Below are 20,140 nucleotides of genomic sequence, written 5' to 3' on the forward strand. Positions count from 1 at the left end.
CAGCCGGTGCCGGGCTGGTGGCAACGGCTCGAGGCGGGCGACCGGACGCGGGTCCGGCCGCCCGCATATCGAGGAGTATGCCCGAGTCCGTCGCGGCGCGGGCCGGGTTCGACCGTCCCCGCCCGTGGGGGCGGCGTTCGCGGAGCCTCTTGGCGTGGCGCGCTAGGCGGGCCGCCGGGTGTAGTGCCGGATGCGGTAGCGCAGGCCGGTGGCCGAGGTGCGCCACGGCTCCGGGTCGTCGGGCCGCCACTGCGGTCCGATCGACGGCGCGAAGGCGTCGCCCTCGACCGCGGTATCGATCTCGGTGACGCGCAGGTCGGTCGCGAACTCGAGTGCGGCGCGGTAGATCTCGCCGCCACCGGCCACCCAGACCGCGTCCGGGGCGCACTTGGCCAGCGCCTCCGGCACCGACGACGCCCGCTCGGCGCCTTCGGCCGACCAGTCCGGCTGCCTGGTCACCACGATATTGCGCCGCCCCGCCAGCGGCCGGAACCGCGGCGGCAGCGAATCCCAGGTCCGTCGGCCCATCACCACGGGATGTCCCCAGGTGACGTCCTTGAAGTGCGCCATGTCCTCCGGCAGCCGCCAGGGGATGGTGTTGCCGGACCCGATCACCCCGTCCAGGGTCTGCGCCCAGATCAGCCCGACCGTCCGCTCGCTCACACCGCCACCGGGGCCTTGATGGCCGGATGGTGCCGGTAGTCGATAACCTCGACGTCCTCGTAGCGGTAGTCGAACAGCGTCGGCGCGGGATGCAGCCGCAGCGTGGGGAACGGGTAGGGGTCGCGGGCGAGTTGCTGGGCGACCTGGTCCAGGTGGTTGTCGTAGATGTGGCAGTCCCCGCCGGTCCAGATGAAGTCACCGGGCGTCAGCTCGGTCTGCTGGGCGACCATGTGGGTGAGCAGGGCGTAGCTGGCGATGTTGAACGGCACGCCGAGGAACAGGTCGGCGCTGCGCTGGTAGAGCTGGCAGGACAGCTTCCCGTCGGCCACGTGGAACTGGAAGAACGCGTGGCAGGGCGCCAGCGCCATCTTGTCCAGGTCGGCGACGTTCCACGCCGAGACGATGATGCGCCGGGAGTCGGGGTTGGTGCGCAGCGTGTGCAGCACCTGGGAGATCTGGTCGATGTGCGTTCCGTCCGGCGCGGGCCACGACCGCCACTGCACGCCGTAGACCGGGCCGAGTTCGCCGTCGGCGTCGGCCCATTCGTCCCAGATGGAGACGCCGTGCTCGCGCAGCCAGCCGATGTTGGAGTCGCCGCGCAGGAACCACAGCAACTCGTAGACGATCGACTTGAGGTGGACCTTCTTCGTGGTGATCAGCGGGAAGCCCGCCGCGAGGTCGTAGCGCAACTGGTGGCCGAAGACGCTGCGCGTTCCGGTGCCGGTGCGATCGGCTTTCTTCGTGCCGGACGTCAGCACCAGTCGCAACAGGTCCTCGTACTGGGTGTCGGGAGCCGATGCCGGATCGAGCGCGTCGTGAGCCACGTCTGGCAACTCTAGTCTTCGTGCTCGCACACTCGGCGAGCCGATCGGGCGCGTCCCTGGCCACGCCTGACGACGGTGGCCCGCCGTGGCCCTGGCAAGCTCGAGCCCATGCGCAAGCTCTACGTGATCGGCATCGGTGCGGGCGACCCCGACCAGGTCACCGTGCAGGCGGTCAAGGCGATGCGGCAGGTCGAGACGTTCTTCGTCATCGGCAAGGGGGAAGCCAAGCGGGAACTGGTCGACGTGCGGACGGCGATCCTGGCCGAACACATGGATCGGCCGTACCGGATCGTGCCGATCGCCGACCCGCCGCGCGACCGGACGCCCGCCGACTACGTGGACGTGGTCGACGACTGGCACGATCGCCGCTCGGCGCTGCTGGAATCGGCGTTCGCCGCGGCCGACGGCGTCGGCGGCATCCTGGTCTGGGGTGATCCCGCGCTCTACGACAGCACGCTGCGGATGATCGAGCGGGTGCTCGCTCGCGGCGTGGTGCGTTTCGACTACGAGGTGATTCCTGGCATCACCAGCGCGCAGGCCCTGGCCGCCCGGCATCGGATCGTGCTGCACGGCATCGGTGAGCCGGTACGCATCACCACCGGCCGTCGCCTGCGCGACGAGGGACTCGGCGCAGAGAACGCCCTGGTGATGTTGGACGGCGACTGCTCGTTCACCACGATTTCGGACCCTGGCGCGCACATCTGGTGGGGCGCCTACCTCGGCATGCCGGACGAGACGTTGATCGAGGGGCCGCTGTCGGAGGTGGGCGAGGAGATCGTGCGCCGCCGCGCCGAGCTGCGCGACCGGAAGGGCTGGATCATGGACATCTATCTGCTGCGCCGCGCGGGGAGTGATCCGCCCGCTGCCGTGTGAGAACCGGCAGGTTGTCGGTAGGGCTGGGTAGTCTGAACCCCGTGCCTGAGCTACCGGAAGTGGAGGCGTTGGCTCAGTTCCTCCGGGAGCATGCGGTCGGCGCCGTGGTCGGCCGCGTCGACGTGGCCGCGTTGAGCGCCGTGAAGACATTCGAGCCCCCGGTCACCGCACTGTCCGGTCGAGACGTCACCGGCGCGGGGCGCTGGGGCAAATTCCTCGGCATGGAATGCGACGGGCTGTGGCTGGTCACGCACCTGTCGCGGGGTGGATGGCTGCGCTGGATCGATGAGCCGAGCCCGACGCCGCCCAAGCCGGGCGGCAAGAGCCCGCTGGCGCTGCGGGTGCACTTCTTCACGCCCGAAGGGGCGACACCCGCGTTCGACCTCACCGAGGCCGGCACGAAGAAGCGGCTCGCGGTGTACGTGGTGGCGGACCCGAAGGCGGTGCCCGGTATCGCGCGCCTGGGCCCCGACGCGCTGGAGGTGACCGAGGCGCAGTTCGCCGAGATCCTGCACGGCACCTCCCAGCGGATCAAGACCGCGCTCGTGGACCAGGCGCTGCTGGCGGGCGTCGGCAACGCCTACTCCGACGAGATCCTGCATACGGCGCGGATCTCGCCGTTCGCGAACACCAAGACCCTCCCGGCGGACAAGATGGCCGAGCTGTACACCGCCATGCGCACGGTGCTCACCGACGCGGTGCAACGCTCGGTCGGCCAGGACGCCGCCCGCCTCAAAGGCGAGAAGCGCTCCGGTATGCGGGTGCACGCGCGGACCGGGCAACCCTGCCCGGTCTGCGGCGACACGGTCCGCGAGGTCTCCTACGCCGAACGGTCCTTCCAGTACTGCCCGACCTGTCAGACCGGCGGCAAGGTCCTCGCGGACCGGCGGATGTCGCGCTTGCTGAAGTAGCGGCCCGGCTCAGGTCAGCGTCGGGACCCGCACGCCCTGCCAGGCGAGTCGTTTCTCCCGGTCCGGGTCGTGTTCCACGCGCGTGGGGTAGTCGATGATCAGGGTGGACCTGCGGGCCTCCGTGTAAGCGGGCCAGGACGGCAGCGGAGTTCCGGTGCGCGCGAAAGCCAGCCAGTTGTCCTGGAACTGCTCGGTGACCGCCCGCAGTCCGCGCCTGCCGCCCGCGGCGGTGAAGGCCCGGCCGATCGGAGTATCCGTCACGCCGAAGACCGGAACGAGATCGGTCGCGTGCGTGGCGCCGATCCCGGCGAGTTGCAGGGCGCGCGGGGCGAAGTCGTAACGGTAGGCGTAGGTCGGCGCGTGCCTGCTGTGACCTTCCATGACCGTCACCGAAGGACGCCAGAAGGTGTAGTCGCCACCCGCCCGCACCGCGGCCTTCGGCTGGGGATAGCCGGGATACGCCGCCTTGATCCTGGACTCCGCCTCGGTGGAGTTACCGAGCGCCGAGCGCAGCCGGTCCGGGGTGGTGGGCAGTTCGTCGGCGAACCTGGCGAACAGCGTGCCCTCGTCGCGGTTGGTGCCGATGATCAGCGGCACCCGGTGCGCGGAGCCGTCGGTGATCGCGTCGACCGGGGAAACCGGCAGGAACTCGCCGTCCACCACCGGGCACACCGGAAACGCGCCGGGCTGTTCCCGCACCACCTGGCCGATGGTGCGGTCGACCGCGCGGCGGATGTCGTTGGCGCCTGCCGTGCGCAGGGCGGTGTGCGCGGTGTCCGGCGTGGCGCCCAGCGCGGCGACGCAGCGGCGCGCGAAGCCGCGGGCTTCCTCGGCGGTCACTGCCCAGTCCGCGGGTGGGCTCTGGGAAATGGCCTGATGGAAAAGCCCTTTGGCTTTCGGTGTGGCCAGGAGACCGAGTACGGCGTGCGCCCCGGCCGACTCGCCGAATATCGTCACGTTGCCCGGATCGCCGCCGAAGGCCGCGATATTGGTGCGCACCCACTCCAGCGCGGCGAGCTGGTCACGCAAGCCGAGGTTCGAGTCGAACGGTTCCTGCGCGGTGCCGAATTCGCTGAAGTCGACATAGCCGAACGCGCCCAGCCGGTAGTTCAGCGAGACCACCACCACATCTCCACGCAGCGCCAGTCGCGCGCCGGAGTACAGCCCGAGCGCGGAGGTTCCGATGAGATAGCCGCCGCCGTGGATGAACACCAGCACCGGGCGCGGGCTCGCCGCCGGGGTCGCGGGCACGGTGACATTGAGTGTCAACGCGTCCTCGCTGGTCGGCTGATAGGCGCGCGGCCCGATCCGCGCCCCGGAGCGATGCTGCATGGCCGCGGAGGTGAAGTCCGTCGCCGCCCGAACGCCGGACCAGGGTTCGACCGGCTGCGGAGCGCGAAACCGCAGGTCTCCGATGGGAGGAGCCGCGTAGGGAATGGACCGCCAGCGCAGGACGCGGCGGCCCCGGCGACCGCGGACGACTCCGTCGGCGGTCGCGATATCCGTTGTTGCCACCATTTAGAAATGGTAGCTACGCGCGCCGCGCCTCCAACAGGCGCAGCCAGAACTCGCTGACCGCAGGGAAAGCTGGCACGGCGTGCCAGAGGGTGGACAGCGGCACCCCGCCGACCACGGCGATCGTCGCCGCGTGCAATTGCTCGCCCACGTCGGGCCCCACGAAGGTGGCGCCGAGCAGCGTGTCGGTGGCGCGGTCGATCACCAGTTTCGCGTGGCCCGCGTAGTCGTCCCGGGACAACGCCGACCCGGCCACGTCGATGTCGAGTTCGACGGTCTCCACCGAGTGCCCCGCGTCCCTGGCCACCGCCTCGGTCAGGCCGACCGCCGCGACCTCCGGCGCGGTGAACACCACTTGCGGCACCTTGCCGTGATCGGAACTCGCCACGAACCGCGGATCCTCCAGCGGCTTGCCCTCGGCCCGCGCGGCGATCACGTCGCCGCACACCCGACCCTGGTACTTGCCCATGTGGGTGAGCGCGGCGCGGTGGTTGAGGTCGCCGACCACATACAGCCACTCGCCCTCGACATCGCGCGCGGTGAGGTGGTCGTCGACCGCGATGTAACCGTCGGACAGCCCGACCGCGTCCAGGCCCAGGCCTTTCGTGGCGGGTGCGCGTCCGGCCGCCACCACGATCTCGTCCACCTCCAGCGCCGACTCGCCTTCGGGACCGCGCAACCGGACCGTGACGGGACCGCCGTGGATCCGGCCTTCACCGGTGTCCTTCGCGACCGGGCGCTCGACGGAGGTGGGCTCGGTGCGGAAACGCACTCGCACGCCCGCGTCGGTCAGCGCCGCCGCCACCCGTTCGCCCGCGAACGGCTCGTTGGCGGCCAGCAGCGCCGCGCCGCGCACCAGCAGGGTGACCTCGGCCCCGAGCGCGGCCAGCCAGGTCGCCGCCTCACTGGCCACCACGCCGCCGCCGACCACGGCGACCCGGCGCGGGACCTCGTGCAGATTGGTGGCGTCGCGGGAGGTCCACGGCAGCGCGGCGCGCAGGCCGGGCACATCGGGCACGTTCGCGGTGGTGCCGGTGGCGAGCACCACGGCATGCCGGGCGCGCAACTGCCGCCCGTCGACCTCGACCGAGCGCGTGCCGGTCAGGCGGCCGGTGCCGCGAACGACGTCGATGTGGTTGCCGCGCGCCCAGTCGACCTGGGCGGAATCGTCATGGTCGTGCACGAAGGCGTCGCGCCGCCGCAGCACCGCCTCGACGTCGAGGCCGGTGGCCGAAACGCCCGGCATCGCCCGCGCGGCCGCCAGGACGTGGCCCGGTCGCAACAGCGCTTTGCTCGGGATGCAGGCCCAATAGGAACATTCGCCGCCGATGAGTTCACGCTCCACGATGGCGGCCGTGCGGTCGCTGCCCGCGACGGCGTAGGCGGCGGCGTTCTCGCCCGCCGGTCCGCCGCCGATCACGATGACGTCGTAGTCGGTCGGTGTGCTCGACATCGCCCGCGCCTACTGCAGGTAGCCCTCGACCTGCGAGACCGTATTGGCTTGGACCGCGTCCGGGGATTGGCCCTGATCGATCCGCGCCCGGCGGTGACGGAGCAGGTCCCAGGCCTGATCCAGCATCACTTCCAGTTCGGCCAGGCGCTGGCGTTCGGTCCTCGGGTCCAATTCGCCGCGAGTCGCCTGCGAGCGCAGCTGGTGCTCCTGGTCGACCAGTTCCTTGATCCGCGCCAAGATGTCCTGTTCGCTCATGGTCCGTCCTTTCCGGCATGTGCGGGGCTCCGCGTGATCACGCTGCGCTGCCGCCTCCGGGCCTGTTCGCTGACCCCGACCATGCTACGGCCGGACGAGGCACGCGGCGGCCTTCGGGACGGCCGCGGCGAGTTCCGGCCAGGACAGCGCCGTGTAGCCGAGCGCGACGCCGAAGTGGTCCCGGCGCGATCCGAGGTGATGTCTGGCCAACCCGTCCAGCGCGACACCGTGCGCCAGGCCTTCCGCGACCACGCGCAGCTCGTCCTCTGCCGACTCCACCGGCACGACGACGTGCGAACCCGCGTCGTCGCCGAGCACGCCGAGTCCGCGGCGGCGCAGTTCGGTCACCACCAGCGCCCTGCGCGGCGGCAGCATGCGGCGCAGCCTGCGCAGGTGCCTGGCCAGATCGCCGTGTGCGGCGAAAGCGGCGAGCACGCGCTGGCCCGCCGTGCTCGGGCCGGTGCCGGTGCGCTCGCGGTGGGCGAGCACCGCCCCGGCTATCTCCGGAGCGGCGAGCAACCAGCCGACACCGAGACTGGGGGACAGGATCTTGCTAGTCGTGCCCAGGTGGACGACGACGTCCGGAGCCATGGTGGCCAGCAGCGGCAGCGGCGCGGTGTCGTAGCGCAATTCGCCGTCGTAGTCGTCCTCGATGACCAAGGTCCCGGAGCGGCGCGCATGCTCCACCAGCTCGACCCGTCGCGCCGCGGGCATCCGCGCGCCGAGTGGGAATTGATGCGCCGGAGTGCAGTACACCGCTTTGATCCGGGACGGCAGCGCGTCGACGCGCAGTCCGTGCGCGTCGACGGGAACCGGGACGACCTCGAGACCGGCCGCCGCGAATGCCCCTGCGGCGCGCTGATAGCCGGGATCCTCCATGGCGACGGCATCGCACGGCCGCAGCAGCGCCACGGCCAATTCGCCTACGGCGGAACTGGTTCCCGCCGTCGCGAGCAGCACGGTGTCGCTGCCCGCGCCGATCCCGCGGTGGCGCAGCAGATGCTCGGTGACCGCCGTGCGGAACTCCGGTTCGCCCGCGCGGTCCTTGCGCACGAGCGGGGGGTGGTCCGCCGCGGCGCGCCAGGCGCGGCGCCATGCGGCCGGATCGATGGCGTCGACGCACGGCGCACCGGGGGCGAGGTCGAACAGCTGCGGCGCGGCGTCGGTGTCGTCCACGGGGTCGGTGCGCGCGGGCGCGGCGGCCGGTGCGGTCGTCAGGTAGGTTCCGGAGCCGCGTCTGCCGTCGAGCCAGCCCTCCGCGTGCAATTGGTCGTAGGCGGCGGCGACCACGGTGCGGCTCACGCCGAGCCGCCCGGCCAGCGCGCGGGTGGACGGCAACCGGTCGCCGCCGCGCAGCGGCCCGCCGGTCGCCGCGCGGCGCAGTTGGTCGGCGATCTGCACCGACAGCGGTTGCGCCAGGTCGCGATCGAGGTCGAGGGGAATGTCGTCCAGCACGGCTTCTCCTCGAAGTGGACTGCTGAGAATCATTTGAATTGGCACTTTGATAATGCCATTAGCGGATCGATGCTGGGTTCATGACCGAAACAGTCAGCCCACGGGCTCCCCTCTCGCCGACGCCGCGCAGCACGCCGACCCGGCTGACCGACCGTGCCCGCACCGATCGCGCCGACTTGGACGCGGTGCTCGACGCCGGGCTGATCTGCCACTTCGGTGTGCTGCTCGGCGGCACGCCGGTCGTGTTGCCGACCGCCTACGGCCGCGACGGCGACACGCTCTACCTGCACGGCTCCACCGGCGCGGGAAACCTGCGCGCGGCGCTCGCCGCCGACATCTCGGTGGCGGTGACCTTGGTCGACGGCGTGGTCTACGCGCGTTCGGCCATGCACTTCTCGATGAACTACCGCTCCGCGGTCGTGCTCGGCCGGGCGCGGGAGGTGACCGAGCACGACGAACGCCTGCACGGGCTGCGCGTGATCGTCGAGCACGCCGCACCGGGCGCGTGGTCGCGCGTGCGGCCCCCGAGCAAGAAGGAGCTCGCCGCCACGAAGGTGCTCGCTCTCGACCTCACCGAGGCATCGGTGAAGGTCCGTGCTGGCGGCCCGAAGGACGACCCGTCGGACATCGACAACGGCGGCGTGTGGGCCGGTGTCCTCCCGCTGCGCCAGATGTGGGACGCCCCGATCGACTCCACGGACCTGGACCCCGGCGTCCCGGTCCCCGCGGACGTCCTGGAGCGCTCGGCCTCCGTCCGCTGACCACTTGTGGGGTGTGGACGACGACCACGAGTCCGGAGGTGGCGGCGAGATCGACCGCTGAGCGTGAACGGCCGCTCGCGTTTTCGTGCGCGTCACAGCGGGTGCGGCGCGTCGATCCGCTGCGCGGGCGTGGACTCGTGGCGGGCCGCCGAGGCGGATGGGAGGCAGGCGAGCAGCGCCGCGAAGGCCAGCAGCCAGATGCTCCACAGCACATAGCCCACGAAGTTGGTCTGCGCCATGAGCGGGATGTCCAGCGGGACGAGTACTCCGCTGAGCACCAGGACGGCGCAGACGTAACCGAGCACGCTCCACGCCGCGGGCATTCTGTGCCGCAACGCGATGGCGACCAAGGCCGTCCACGCGGCGGTGAGGGTGTATCCGGCCGTTTCGCCGAGGCCGGTGCCGAGCACCGCGCCCAGCGCCTCGAAAGTGCGCACGGCCGGGGAGCTGGGGCCTTCCTCGGCGGCCCGCGCCGCCAGCGCCGGAACCGCGACGGGCCAGCGCAGCAAGCCGATCGCCTGCACGGCGGCGGCCGCGACGCCCGCCGCGACGGCGGCGCGCATGGCCGGTGTGCGGTCCAGCTTGCCGATCAGAACCGCCAGCGGCGCCAGTGCGGCGGCTGCGACGGCCAGCACGACGAACCAGGCGACGACGGCGGTTTGGTTGTGCCGGAACAGGGCGAGCACTTCGGCCGCGGGTTCGCGTAACACGTGCGGATAGTCGAAGGTCGAGCCGAGTCCGGCGAAAGCGACGTTCAGGGTGATCGGCGCGGCCACCAGCAGGGCGATGGCGGGCCAGGGGCGTGCGGGCATGGCGTCTCAATTCTGGCTGTACGGGGTACAGGTAGCTGTACGGGGTACAGTCAACCGCGTGGCAACGGCGAAGTCAACACCAGGGGAACGCAGGACCAGGTCCGAGCGACGGGCGTTCAGCGACACGCAGATCGTCGATGCCGCCATGGAACTCATGGACGAGGGCGGTGTCGCCGCGGTGTCGATCCGATCGGTCGCGACTCGGCTGGGCGTGAATCCGAACGCGATCTACACCTACGTCGCGAGCCGGGCCGACCTGGAGCGCGCGGTGGTCGAACGGGTGCTCGGAGCGGTGCCGGTCGCCGTGCTCGCCGACCCGGGCGTCGAACCCCGCGCGGCCGTCCTGGAATTCGCCCGTGGACTACGAACCGAGGTGCGGAGACATCCCGCGGTGGCGGGGTTGATGATGAGCGCGCCCATGGACGGCGACGCCGCACGAGACGTCGGGGAGGCGTTGCTGAACTGTCTGGCCAGAACCGGCCTCTCCGAGGAGGACTGCGCCCGCGCGGCCTACGCCGTGATGGTCCAGGTCATCGGCTCGCTCGCCATGGAGGTCGCGGAAACCGACGGAACACCACCGCTGGCGCCGGAATCCGAGCGGATCGCCGGGCGCGCGGCCGCGTTCGACACCGTCGACGGTGATCGTTGGCCGCGCACCCGGGCGAGTGCCGCCGTGCTGGCGCAGTGGATCTCGGACGCGCAGTTCGACTGGGGACTGCGCGCGCTGCTGGACGGATTGGTGCGGCGCGACGGTCAGAACCAGAACGCGGCGCCATAGCCGGTCGTTTGCGCGGTTGCCCTTTTCGAATCGGCCCGCACGGTGACAAAAGGCATGGCCGAGGCCGGTGAAAGGCAACCGCTGACATTCAACGGGGTATTGGTGTGCGCGAAAGTGTAAGGGAATTCGGATTCCCCGTCGATTTCCGCCGCGCCGACCACCGCCGCCGTGACCGAACCGGGGGCAAGATTCACCGCGAGTTCGCCGGCGACGCCCGCCTCGACGCCGATACTGGGCTGGATGGCGACGGCGGCGCCGACGCTGACGCTCGGCGGCGCCATCAGTTGCAGCGAGGGCATCATCATGTGCTGATCGGGCATGTTCATCTGCAGGGAGGGCGCCTCGAATGTAAGGGAGCCCTCCAGGCCGAAGGAGGGCGCGATCCCGGCGTTGATTCCGACGCTGGGTGAGATACCGATCGAGATGCCGTTGGAGATGTCGACCGCGCAGCCGACCAGATATCCGACGGCGATCTCTCCGCCGCGCAGCGCCGTGGGGCCGTCGAGAGACACCGAGAAGTCTCCGGACACCCGCACCGAGTGCACGAACGGAATTCCCGGCGCGATGTCACCGGCGGCCGCGAAGTTATTGGCGTTCGCCGACGCGATCAGATGCAGTCCACCGGCGTTGATCTCTCCTGGCGCGGCGCCCGCTGCGGAATCGGAAACAGCGAAAGCGCCGGTAGCGGTCACAACCACCGCGATGATCGCGGCGAGAGTACGTGAATGCCTTCGGTTCATCATGCTCCAGTCGAGTATCGATGGAATCGGAACTTCTTGCGCGAAACGGACTTGCACGGCAAATGGGTCGTCGCGGCCCTCGCTCGGCATACGCCGCAGACTTTATCGGGCAGTGCCGCCGCCGACGGTGATCCTGCCGACACGGCGAGTCGGCCGACCCGACCGATCGCGGTCGTCGGCATTCGCGCGAACCGCCGTGAGCGGCGAGCGAAACTATCGGATTTCATACCAGGTCGACAAAACTCACCGCTGTTCGCCGAAATTTTGCGCGTGTCGGGTGAACTCGCCGCGCGAAAATCCGTGAGTCGGCTGCGCGCCCGTGGATATGCCCGCCGCTCGGCGGGCGCGCCCGTGGCTCGGCGCGTCAGTTCGCGGGATTCACCACGCGGAGGCGTGCAAGCCCGCGGAATTCACCGCGCGCACCGCCAGTTCGCGCAGCGTACCGGCGGACTCGATCCGCTCCGGGTCGAGGGAGACCAGGCTGAGCACGTAATCGTCGCCGATACGGCAAAGGTATCCGGAGAGGCGGGTGCGGGGCAGTCGCGCGGTGGTGAGGCCGGGATGGATGGCGCGAGCGGCGACGCCGGTGCAGCGGTGCGGGCCGAGTTCGAGCAACGATGCAGGGAGCGTGCCGATATTGGAGCACAGGATGTCTCGTTCGCCCGCTCCCTTCGACAGCGCGTAGGCCCAGCGATCCGGAATCACCTGAAGGAGTTCCTCGGGCATGCCGCCCGGTGCGGACATGCGGTGCTCGTAGGCGGAACGAGCCAGTGCGCGGATCGTCGCCGGGGTGTCGGCGCGGGTGATCGCGATGCGCGTCATGGCGAGGTCGTTGTCGACGCGGGGTTCGTCGCGTGTGTCGACGGGCAGACTGGTCTCGATCGTGTCGCCGGGAAAACCGCTGTCCCGGAGCACGGTCGCGACGAGGTGGATGAACAGGCTGTTGGCTGTGCCGCCGTCGCGCGCCGCCACACGATCCCACTCCGCAGCCGGGCATTGCAGGATCGCGCTGTGGGTCGCGTTGTCGGCCCCGCGCGGCTGCTCGTCCCGGCTCGGTGCGCCCGGTTGCCGCGGAACCCCGTGCCGTAGCGCCGCCGCGGTACCGCGCAGGACGATCGACCACTGGCGGCGGGCGTCGGCCCAATCCGATTCCCGTCCGGAGAGATCCGCCGGACGTACCCGAGCGCCGCCCAGTGCGTCGTCCACCGCGAGCACCAGCGCGCGCCCGTCGGCCAGCACGTGCGAGCACGTGAGGGAGACGACCGAACCGCCGTCATCCAGCGCCGCGGTCGAAAGCCGCCACCCCGGGCCGTATTCCGGATCGAGCCCGGCGCCCTGCGCGTCGGCCCAGCCGAGCAGGTCCGCGACCGGGAGGACGCCCTCGGCGCGGCGTATCGGATACGCCCGGACATTCGGCCGCCAGGCCCGGCGAGCTCCCGGCACGCGCGGGCGAACCACTCTGCGTCCCAACGGGCCCGACCGCAACGCCTCGTGCACCCGCACCAGCAGCGCGGGGTCCACCCGGTCGGCTGTCCGCCACAGCCCCTGCAAGGCGATCGGCGTGCCGAGCCCTCGGTGGCCGCGCAGGAAGATCTCGTCGACGACGCTCAGCCGGCCCATGGGGCTCAGGCGCGAGCGCCGTGCCGGCCCGCGCCGGCCGCGAAGCGCTGCGCGCCGTCCAGCGCGCCGCCGGCCAGCGCCGTCAGCCCGTGGCGGAATTCGTTGCGCAGCGCGGACTCCTCGGTCATCCCCTCCTGCTCCAGCATCGACATCCGGTCCGAGCGCAGGCAGGTCTGCGGCAGCGCGGCCAATTCGGCGGCAAGCGCCTCCGCCGCGCGGCGGGCTTCACCGGTGGGCACCACGCGATTCACCAGCCCGATTCGCAGCGCCTCCTCGGCGTCGACCGCGCGGCCGGTGAGCACCAGGTCCATGGCGCGGCCCGCGCCGATGATCTGCGGCAGCCGGACGGTGCCGCCATCGATCAGCGGGACGCCCCAGCGGCGGCAGAAGACGCCGAAGGTGCTGTCCTGTTCGGCGACCCGCAGATCGCACCACAACGCGAGCTCGAGCCCGCCCGCCACCGCGTAGCCGGAGACCGCGGCGATCACCGGCTTGGACAGCCGCATCCTGGTCGGTCCCATCGGGCCGTCACCGTCCTCGGCGGCCCGGTTGGAGCGCTCGGTACCGAGTGCCTTCAGGTCGGCTCCCGCGCAGAAGGTGCCGCCGTCGCCCCATAGCACCGCGACCGCCGCATCGGGGTCGGCGTCGAACTCACGGAAGGCGTCGGCCAGCGCCGCGGCGGTCGGCCCGTCCACGGCGTTGCGTGCTTCGGGCCGGTGCAGGATCACGGTCGTCACAGGGCCGTTGCGTTCGATGAGTACCGTCACGCGCTCGACCATACGCCCGTGAAAGCACCCTTGTGTGAAGAAATGAATTCATGCTTCACTTCTTGGGTGGCCTACCGCAGAACTCCCGCTGTGCAGGCCCGCCTGGACGCTCAGGCGGGGCTGATCGTGCAGGCCGCGACGAAGGTGCTTTCGCGCGGCGGCTACGCCGCGCTGTCCATGGCGGCGGTCGCGACCGAGGCGGGCTTGGCCACCGGCACCGTCTACAAGAACTTCGATGGCAAGTCCGCGTTGGTGCGCGCGGTGTTCCGGAAGGTGGTCGCCCGCGAAGTCGCCGCCGTGGCCGCGGCGGGCGCGCTCGGAACGGCCGTCGAGCGGGTCACCGCGGCCGTGGAGACCTTCGCGGGCCGCGCGCTGAAGAACCCGAACCTGGCCTACGTGCTGCTCGCCGAGCCGGTCGACGCGGCCGTGGACAGTGAACGCCTGCACTTCCGGCGGGCGTTCGCCGAGACCTTCGAATCGGCGGTGGCCGAGGGCATCGCGCGGGGCGAGATCCCGCCGCAGGACCCGAGGATCAGCGCGGCCGCGTTGGTCGGCGCGATCGGCGAGGTGCTGGTCGGGCCGCTCGCCGACGCGCCGCACGGCGAATCCGTCGTCCCCGAACTCACCGCTTTCGCGATGCGCGCACTTGGCGTGCGCGACGACCCGGGCGCGGGTGGCGCCCGGCTGGAATCAGGAGTGTCAGATGCAGACGCATGAAGTCTTCAACCAGGTGCCCGACATCGTGCCGTTCGACGTGTCGCGCAATCCGGCGCTGCTCGAGGGTTTGCACCGGGAAGGGGCGGGCTGGGCGGAAGCCGAAGTGCGAGAACTGGGCGCGCTCGCAGGCGGCGCGCAGGCGCAGGAGTGGGGCAGGCTGGCCAACGAATACCCGCCGGTGCTGCGCACGCACGACCGTTACGGGCACCGCATCGATGAGGTCGAGTTCCATCCGCACTGGCACGACCTGATGCGCGTGGCCGTCGAGCACGGCCTGCACGGCGCCCCGTGGCTGGACGACCGGCCGGGCGCGCACGTGGCGCGTGCGGCGAAGTTCTACACCTGGGGCACCGCCGACGCGGGCCACATGTGCCCGATCTCGATGACCTACGCGGTGGTCCCCGCGTTGCGGCACAACCGGGAACTGGCGGCGAAATACGAGCCGCTGCTCGGCTCCCGCGTCTACGAATTCGGGTTGCGCGAGCCGTCCACCAAGGCCGGGCTGATCGCGGGCATGTCGATGACCGAGAAGCAGGGCGGCTCGGACGTGCGCGCCAACACGACCACCGCGACGCCGCAGCCGGACGGCTCCTACCGGATCGTCGGCCACAAGTGGTTCACCTCCGCGCCGATGTCGGACATGTTCCTCACCCTGGCGCAGGCGCCCGGCGGCCTGTCCTGTTTCCTGCTGCCCCGGGTGTTGCCGGACGGCACCCGCAACCCGATCCGCATCCAGCGACTGAAGGACAAGCTGGGCAACAAGTCCAATGCCTCTTCGGAGATCGAGTACGAGAACGCCTCGGGCTGGCTGGTCGGCGCGGAGGGCGCGGGCGTCAAGACCATCATCGAGATGGTGAACATGACCAGGCTGGACTGCGTGATCGGCTCCGCGACCGGGATGCGGGCGGGCGCGGTGTACGCGGTGCACCACGCGCGGCACCGGAAAGTGTTCGGCGCCGAGCTGATCGACCAGCCCGCCATGCGCAACGTGCTGGCCGACCTGGTGATCGAGTCCGACGCCGCGACCACCGTGATGATGCGCCTGGCCGGGGCCACCGACCGGGCGGGCGGCGATCCGGCCGAGGCGGCACTGCGGCGCATCGCGCTCGCGGTCACCAAATACTGGGTGTGCAAGCGGGCGCCCGCGCATGCGGCCGAGGCGCTGGAATGCTTCGGCGGCAACGGATATGCCGAGGAATCCGGTATGCCACGGCTGTACCGGGAGGCGCCGCTGATGTCGATCTGGGAGGGGTCGGGCAATGTCGCGGCGCTGGACGCGCTGCGTGCCATGGGGCGTCAGCCTGAGACGGTCGAGGCGTACTTCAACGAAGTGTCGCTCGCCAAGGGCGAGAATCCGCGCCTGGACGACGCGATCGCCCGGGTCGGCAAGGAGTTGTCGGATCTCAACGACATCGAGTACCGCGCGAGGCGCGTCGTCGAACTCATGGCGCTGGTGCTGCAAGGCGCGCAGCTGGTCCGGCACGGTCATCCCGCCGTCGCCGACGCGTTCTGCGCGACCCGGCTCGGCGACGACTGGGGCATCGCGTTCGGCACACTGCCCACCGGCGTCGACACCGGCGCGATCATCGAACGGGCATTCGTCTGAGCTTGCCGAGCAACCGGGGACCGATTCAGGTGAAGCGGTCCCCGGAGGCGAGGTGTTCGAATCGGCCCAGGAGACCCCACGCCGCAGATCTCAGAGGGCGTCGAGCCAGGTGAACATGTGGTGGAGCAGGGTGGAACGGGCGCCGTAGGCGCAGTGCTCCCCGGCGCCATCGACACTGTGCAGGGGAACCAACGTTGTGGGGCAGGTCAATTCGCGGTGTAGGCGCTCGGGCTGGCCTGCGAAGAAGTGGTCGTTGTCCGGGGCGAAGATGAGGGTGGGCGCCGTGATGCGATCGGCGAGGCCGTCGAGGGTGTATTCCCTTGTGCGGCGCAGATATTCGGAAATGGTGGCGGTGCCGAAGGACCACGGGCCGTTGCGCAGCGCCCACCGTGTGCCGGTGTGGTTGGCCATCATCAGATGTGCGACCGGATCCGCGACGTCATCGCGGCCTGCCATGACCCACTCGGCGGCGACGGCCGGGATGCTCGCGAAGTTCACGTCGTAGTAGCTGTAGATGCCGCCGTCGAGAATCAGCCCGGCGACGCGGTGTTCGAAGGCGGCGGCCCGCGGGGTCAGGAAGCCGCCGAGGCTGTAGCCGTAGAGGTAGACGTGCTCGGCGTCCACTTCTGCCCGCGTCAACGCGTAGTCCACGACCGGGGTGAGGACCGCTTCCCAGTCGGGGCGGAAGAACAATCGCTGATGCCGCAACGCGGCACCCTGACCGGGGCCGTCGTAGGCGAGGACGTTGTAGCCGCGCGGCAGTGCCGCGGCCGCGAGGGCGAAGTACGCCTCCTCGGCCGGGGAATCGAAGCCGCTGGTGAGAATGATGGTCGGCCGGGGTGTGCCGGAGTCGTCGGCCAGGAACAGCAGGCCGGGCAGATGGGTGTCCTGGTAAGGGATCTCGACTGCCTCCACGGGCGTGTCCATGAGTTGGGCGGCTTCGGCAAAGGTGTCCTGGGCCCGTGCGAACAGGTCCCTCGCGACGGGATCGTCGAACGGATCGTCGCGGCGGAAGAACTCGGCGGTGCGGTAGTAGTTCGAGGCGCGCAGCAGCGCCTGTCTACCTCCGAGCGCGCGCGCCCGGTCTCCCGCGACGGTCCACTGTGTGCACCATGCCTCCTCGTCACCGTCGGGAACGGCGCGTGCGACAGCCAGCACTTCGCCGAGATCGGCGCCGCCGAACTCGGCGAAGCAGGCGGTCCGCAGCGCCTCGAAGGCAAAGGACTCGTCATCGAACAGGAACTTCACCGGAATCTCCTACGTCTATCCGACTACGTCAACACGATGGCGTATCGACGTTAAAACCGTAGATTACAACTACGTGTAAACGCAACCGTATCGTCGTGGCATGATGGGGGCATGACAGCCGAACGACGCCGTCCCGCCGGGGCCGCCGTAATGCAACCGCAGGTGACGGAGGCCATCACCGAAGCGGTGCTCGCCGAATTGGCAGAGGTCGGCTACGGCCGGCTCTCGATGGAGGCGGTGGCGCGGCGGGCCGGCGTCAGCAAGCCGACGGTCTACCGGCGTTGGCGATCGAAGGAGGAGATGGTGGCCGCTCTCGCCTCGACTCTGGCGGTCGCGGCCGCCGAGACTCCGGACACCGGCACCCTGCGCGGTGATGTCCGGGCCTATCTGGAGTCGGCGGCGGGCATGCTATCACATCCGTTGGCGGCCAGGGTTATTCCCGATCTGTTGGCGGAGGCGTCGCGCAATCCGACACTGGCGCAGTCGCTTCTGGTCGGTGCGCGGGATACGCGGCGCGAGCGGGCCGCCGACATGCTGCGGCGGGCTATCGCCCGCGGCGAGCTGCCCGTGGATCTGAACATCGATCTGGCGCTGGACATGCTCGCCGGACCGCTTTATTGGCGGCTGATGATCGTGGGGATCCCGATCGAGCCGGATTATTTGGGCCGGCTCACCGACTTGCTCATCGCGGGTTGGCGAGGCTGAGTCCTACATCTCAGGCGGGGCGGGTCAGCACGCGTTCGACCAACGCGGTGTCGCAGTACTCGACCACCTCGCGCAGCTTCCCGTCGGCGACCCGAAAGACGAAGCAATAGGTCTGGTTGTAGGTCTCCCCGCGCGTGGTCACGGCCTCGGCGCGGGCCTGCACGACGACGCGGTCGTCGGCTGCGACGATCATGTCGGCGGCCGAGCGGTATTCGGCGAACTGAGCCATGAGCGGACGCAGGAGTCCTTCCAGCACAGCTGATTTCGGCTGCCACGTACCGCTCCAGGACCAGTCGCCGGGGAAGACCCAGCGGAAGTCGTCGGCCATGGCGTCGCTGAGTGCGCGGGTATTGCCGAGGGACATCTGCTCGAAGATTTCGGTGAGCAGCCTCTTGTTGTCGATCGCGGTCATGCCCACGACGCTAGGGGCGTCCGAGATATGCGACAAGCGACTGTCTCGCATATGTGGTATGAGCGTTGCGCATGGATGAGTTCACCGTCTCCGGTCTCCGCGTGGTGCGGGAAGCCGCCGCCTGCGGGTCCTTCTCGACGGCCGCGGAGAACCTCGGTTACACCCAGTCCGCGGTGTCCAGGCAGATCGCGCTCATGGAGCGGGCGGCGGGCCGCGCGCTGTTCGAGCGACACGCCCGCGGCGTGCAGCCCACCGAGGCGGGGCGGATCGTGCTGCGGCACGCGGACGTGGTCCTCGGCGAACTGGAGCAGGCCCGGCACGACATCCGTCATCTCACGGCGCGCCCGGCGGGCCGCCTGCGCGTCGGTGCGTTCTCCACCGCGATGGCCGCCTTGGTGCCCGGAGCGATCTCCGCGACCCATGACCGGCAGGTGCGGATCTCGCTGCGCGAGGGGCTCAGTCCCAGACTGCTCACCGCCGTCTCGCGCGGACGCCTCGACCTCGCCGTGGTGACCGCGCCGGACCCCTTGCCCTCCGGCGTGGAGATCGAACCCCTGGTGGACGATCCGTTGGTGGTCGTGGTCCCGCCCACGCATCCGCTCGCGGGCGCCACCAGCGCGACCCCCGACGTATTGCGCGATGAGCGATGGATCGCGGGCAGCCAGGAGCCGTCCGCCACCCTCCTCGGTGCTTGGCGCGACCCGGACTGGGAGCCGGACATCGCGTTCGTCGCGCGTGATTGGTTCGCCAAACTCGGTCTCGTCGCGGCCGGACTCGGTATCACGGTGGTTCCCGGCATCGCCGTCCCCGTGCTGCCGCCGACCGTCGCGCTGCTGCGCATCGACCACCCCGCCGCGGTTCGGCGCACGGTCATCGCGCATCGCGGCGACCGCGGAGCCGCCGATTCGCGCGGTGCGTTCGCCGAAGCGCTGCGCGACCGAGCGGCCGACTTGTCCGCCCAGGTACGCCAGCGCCTTCGCGCCGGCGTGTGATCGCCGCGTTGTTCTCGTGGACCGGAACCACGGGGGTAGCGCCGCGAACGGACACGGCGACAAGCCCGCGTCGCATACGCGTCCGCTCCCGCCCTCCTGGAGCGTGATCCGCGCCTTGCCCAGCTGGAGCCGGGCAAGCGCGCGCGGCATCACGCTGTGGACGAGTGTGGATACCTTTGCGAGGCGAGCGCCGGTCAGCGGAAGTGGCGATCCGAAGCGGTAGACCGCCGGTAGTGTGGCGGCGGTGGCAGGGCAGTTCGTCGACAGACCGTTGAGCTGGCTGGTCCGGCGGGTGCTGGATCGGGCCGGGCGGGGAAGGTATCTGCTCGGCATCACGGGGCCGCCCGGCGCGGGCAAATCCGCCTTGTCGATCGCGTTGCGCGACGCGATCAATACCGACGTGGACGGAGCGGTCGCCGAAATCGCGCCCATGGACGGATTCCACCTGTCCAACGACGTCCTGCGGGCGGCAGGAAGCTCTGCGCGCAAGGGTGAGCCGGACACTTTCGATGTCGACGGTTACGTTTCGGAGCTGCGCCGCCTGCGCACCACGCCGGTAGGCGAGCCGGTGCCGTGGCCCACCTTCGACCGGTCCATTGATGCCCCGGTTCCCGGTGGCGTGGTGTTCGACCGGCAGTCCATCGTCCTCACCGAGGGCAACTACCTACTGCTCGACGACTTCGGGACGCGGCGGTGGTCCGCGGTTCGCCCATTGCTGGACGAGTGCTGGTACCTGGACGCCGCGCGCGACGTGATCGAGAATCGCCTGCTGGACCGGCACATTCGCGGTGGCCGCACTCCCGCGGCGGCACACGACAAAGTGCACCACAGCGACTTGCGCAACGCTGACCTGGTCGCGACCACCCGCGAGCGCGCCGACCTCTTGCTGCGCTGGCATGCGGGAGGCTATGCGGTGGCCGGTCCGCCCCGGGCATCAGCAGTCGATCCGAGCGTCTCGTAGCCGACGCATCCCTGGGATCGCAACGCGCATCGTCCGGCGCGTGCGGCGTCTCTTGCGCTCCACCTGGGCCGA

Annotated in this window: 21 protein-coding genes; 9 read left to right on the top strand and 12 right to left on the bottom strand. The window is 70.4% G+C overall.

What is annotated here, in order from left to right; translation table 11 throughout:
- Positions 1 to 162: 162 nt before the first annotated feature.
- Together ACFV2O_RS06615 and ACFV2O_RS06620 are read right to left on the bottom strand one after the other, a co-directional pair.
- Positions 163 to 663, bottom strand: a complete 501-nt coding sequence (locus tag ACFV2O_RS06615) for a dihydrofolate reductase (RefSeq protein WP_355074710.1) — start codon at positions 661 to 663, stop codon at positions 163 to 165.
- The gene (locus ACFV2O_RS06620; RefSeq protein ID WP_379250687.1) at positions 660 to 1,487 is read right to left on the bottom strand and encodes a thymidylate synthase; all 828 of its coding nucleotides are present in this window, start codon (positions 1,485 to 1,487) and stop codon (positions 660 to 662) included. The genes ACFV2O_RS06615 and ACFV2O_RS06620 overlap by 4 nt, the downstream gene beginning before the upstream one ends.
- 108 nt (positions 1,488 to 1,595) lie before the next feature.
- Here ACFV2O_RS06620 and cobF point away from each other — a divergent pair, with 108 nt between their 5' ends.
- Together cobF and ACFV2O_RS06630 are read left to right on the top strand one after the other, a co-directional pair.
- The gene (gene cobF / locus ACFV2O_RS06625) at positions 1,596 to 2,360 is read left to right on the top strand and encodes a precorrin-6A synthase (deacetylating) (protein WP_379250689.1); all 765 of its coding nucleotides are present in this window, start codon (positions 1,596 to 1,598) and stop codon (positions 2,358 to 2,360) included.
- Between the two features lie 41 nt (positions 2,361 to 2,401).
- Positions 2,402 to 3,271, top strand: a complete 870-nt coding sequence (locus ACFV2O_RS06630; protein ID WP_379250691.1) for an Fpg/Nei family DNA glycosylase — start codon at positions 2,402 to 2,404, stop codon at positions 3,269 to 3,271.
- Positions 3,272 to 3,280: 9 nt separating this feature from the next.
- Here the strand turns inward: ACFV2O_RS06630 and ACFV2O_RS06635 are convergent, their stop codons facing one another.
- The 4 genes from ACFV2O_RS06635 to ACFV2O_RS06650 form a co-directional block, all read right to left on the bottom strand.
- A complete protein-coding gene (locus ACFV2O_RS06635; protein ID WP_379250693.1) occupies positions 3,281 to 4,789 on the bottom strand; it encodes a carboxylesterase/lipase family protein in 1,509 nt (502 codons plus the stop codon).
- A gap of 13 nt (positions 4,790 to 4,802) precedes the next feature.
- Complete coding sequence (locus tag ACFV2O_RS06640) at positions 4,803 to 6,239, bottom strand: dihydrolipoyl dehydrogenase family protein (protein WP_379250695.1); 1,437 nt, start codon at positions 6,237 to 6,239, stop codon at positions 4,803 to 4,805.
- 9 nt (positions 6,240 to 6,248) lie between these two features.
- Positions 6,249 to 6,494 carry a DUF2630 family protein gene (locus ACFV2O_RS06645; RefSeq protein WP_355074698.1) on the bottom strand — a complete coding sequence of 82 codons (246 nt, stop codon included), beginning with the start codon at positions 6,492 to 6,494 and terminating at the stop codon, positions 6,249 to 6,251.
- A gap of 84 nt (positions 6,495 to 6,578) precedes the next feature.
- Positions 6,579 to 7,949 carry a PLP-dependent aminotransferase family protein gene (locus ACFV2O_RS06650; RefSeq protein ID WP_379250697.1) on the bottom strand — a complete coding sequence of 457 codons (1,371 nt, stop codon included), beginning with the start codon at positions 7,947 to 7,949 and terminating at the stop codon, positions 6,579 to 6,581.
- 80 nt (positions 7,950 to 8,029) lie between these two features.
- Between ACFV2O_RS06650 and ACFV2O_RS06655 the strand changes: the two genes are divergently transcribed.
- Positions 8,030 to 8,710 carry a pyridoxamine 5'-phosphate oxidase family protein gene (locus tag ACFV2O_RS06655; RefSeq protein ID WP_379250699.1) on the top strand — a complete coding sequence of 227 codons (681 nt, stop codon included), beginning with the start codon at positions 8,030 to 8,032 and terminating at the stop codon, positions 8,708 to 8,710.
- 92 nt (positions 8,711 to 8,802) lie between these two features.
- Here the strand turns inward: ACFV2O_RS06655 and ACFV2O_RS06660 are convergent, their stop codons facing one another.
- Complete coding sequence (locus tag ACFV2O_RS06660) at positions 8,803 to 9,522, bottom strand: DUF4386 family protein (protein ID WP_379250701.1); 720 nt, start codon at positions 9,520 to 9,522, stop codon at positions 8,803 to 8,805.
- 58 nt (positions 9,523 to 9,580) lie between these two features.
- On the opposite strand from ACFV2O_RS06660, the gene ACFV2O_RS06665 reads away from it, so the two are divergent.
- On the top strand, positions 9,581 to 10,300 hold the full coding sequence (locus ACFV2O_RS06665) for a TetR/AcrR family transcriptional regulator (protein ID WP_379250703.1): 720 nt from the start codon (positions 9,581 to 9,583) through the stop codon (positions 10,298 to 10,300).
- On the opposite strand, the gene ACFV2O_RS06670 is transcribed toward ACFV2O_RS06665, so the two are convergent.
- The 3 genes from ACFV2O_RS06670 to ACFV2O_RS06680 all read right to left on the bottom strand — a co-directional run bounded on the left by ACFV2O_RS06670 (position 10,276) and on the right by ACFV2O_RS06680 (position 13,427).
- A complete protein-coding gene (locus ACFV2O_RS06670) occupies positions 10,276 to 11,040 on the bottom strand; it encodes an MspA family porin (protein WP_379250705.1) in 765 nt (254 codons plus the stop codon). The two genes, ACFV2O_RS06665 and ACFV2O_RS06670, sit on opposite strands and share 25 nt — an antisense overlap.
- Before the next feature lie 378 nt (positions 11,041 to 11,418).
- Complete coding sequence (locus ACFV2O_RS06675; protein ID WP_379250707.1) at positions 11,419 to 12,660, bottom strand: hypothetical protein; 1,242 nt, start codon at positions 12,658 to 12,660, stop codon at positions 11,419 to 11,421.
- Positions 12,661 to 12,665: 5 nt separating this feature from the next.
- Entirely contained in the window at positions 12,666 to 13,427 is a 762-nt protein-coding gene (locus ACFV2O_RS06680) for a crotonase/enoyl-CoA hydratase family protein (protein ID WP_379250708.1), read from the bottom strand.
- 66 nt (positions 13,428 to 13,493) lie between these two features.
- On the opposite strand from ACFV2O_RS06680, the gene ACFV2O_RS06685 reads away from it, so the two are divergent.
- Together ACFV2O_RS06685 and ACFV2O_RS06690 are read left to right on the top strand one after the other, a co-directional pair.
- Complete coding sequence (locus ACFV2O_RS06685) at positions 13,494 to 14,144, top strand: TetR/AcrR family transcriptional regulator (RefSeq protein WP_379250710.1); 651 nt, start codon at positions 13,494 to 13,496, stop codon at positions 14,142 to 14,144.
- Entirely contained in the window at positions 14,131 to 15,750 is a 1,620-nt protein-coding gene (locus ACFV2O_RS06690; protein WP_364428727.1) for an acyl-CoA dehydrogenase family protein, read from the top strand. Before ACFV2O_RS06685 ends, ACFV2O_RS06690 begins: the two co-directional genes overlap by 14 nt.
- Positions 15,751 to 15,840: 90 nt before the next feature.
- Here the strand turns inward: ACFV2O_RS06690 and ACFV2O_RS06695 are convergent, their stop codons facing one another.
- Positions 15,841 to 16,998 carry an alpha/beta fold hydrolase gene (locus ACFV2O_RS06695; RefSeq protein ID WP_379250712.1) on the bottom strand — a complete coding sequence of 386 codons (1,158 nt, stop codon included), beginning with the start codon at positions 16,996 to 16,998 and terminating at the stop codon, positions 15,841 to 15,843.
- A gap of 111 nt (positions 16,999 to 17,109) precedes the next feature.
- Between ACFV2O_RS06695 and ACFV2O_RS06700 the strand changes: the two genes are divergently transcribed.
- Positions 17,110 to 17,703: a TetR/AcrR family transcriptional regulator gene (locus tag ACFV2O_RS06700; RefSeq protein ID WP_379250714.1), complete on the top strand. Its 594-nt coding sequence runs from the start codon at positions 17,110 to 17,112 to the stop codon at positions 17,701 to 17,703.
- 10 nt (positions 17,704 to 17,713) lie between these two features.
- Here ACFV2O_RS06700 and ACFV2O_RS06705 read toward each other — a convergent pair whose 3' ends face one another.
- On the bottom strand, positions 17,714 to 18,115 hold the full coding sequence (locus tag ACFV2O_RS06705) for a nuclear transport factor 2 family protein (protein ID WP_379250716.1): 402 nt from the start codon (positions 18,113 to 18,115) through the stop codon (positions 17,714 to 17,716).
- A 71-nt stretch (positions 18,116 to 18,186) separates the two neighbouring features.
- Here ACFV2O_RS06705 and ACFV2O_RS06710 point away from each other — a divergent pair, with 71 nt between their 5' ends.
- Complete coding sequence (locus ACFV2O_RS06710; protein WP_379250718.1) at positions 18,187 to 19,107, top strand: LysR family transcriptional regulator; 921 nt, start codon at positions 18,187 to 18,189, stop codon at positions 19,105 to 19,107.
- A 244-nt stretch (positions 19,108 to 19,351) separates the two neighbouring features.
- Positions 19,352 to 20,068, top strand: a complete 717-nt coding sequence (locus ACFV2O_RS06715; protein WP_379250720.1) for a nucleoside/nucleotide kinase family protein — start codon at positions 19,352 to 19,354, stop codon at positions 20,066 to 20,068.
- Positions 20,069 to 20,140: the final 72 nt, after the last annotated feature.

This window comes from Nocardia sp. NPDC059691, assembly GCF_042733915.1.
GTDB classification, from domain to species: Bacteria; Actinomycetota; Actinomycetes; order Mycobacteriales; family Mycobacteriaceae; genus Nocardia; species Nocardia sichangensis.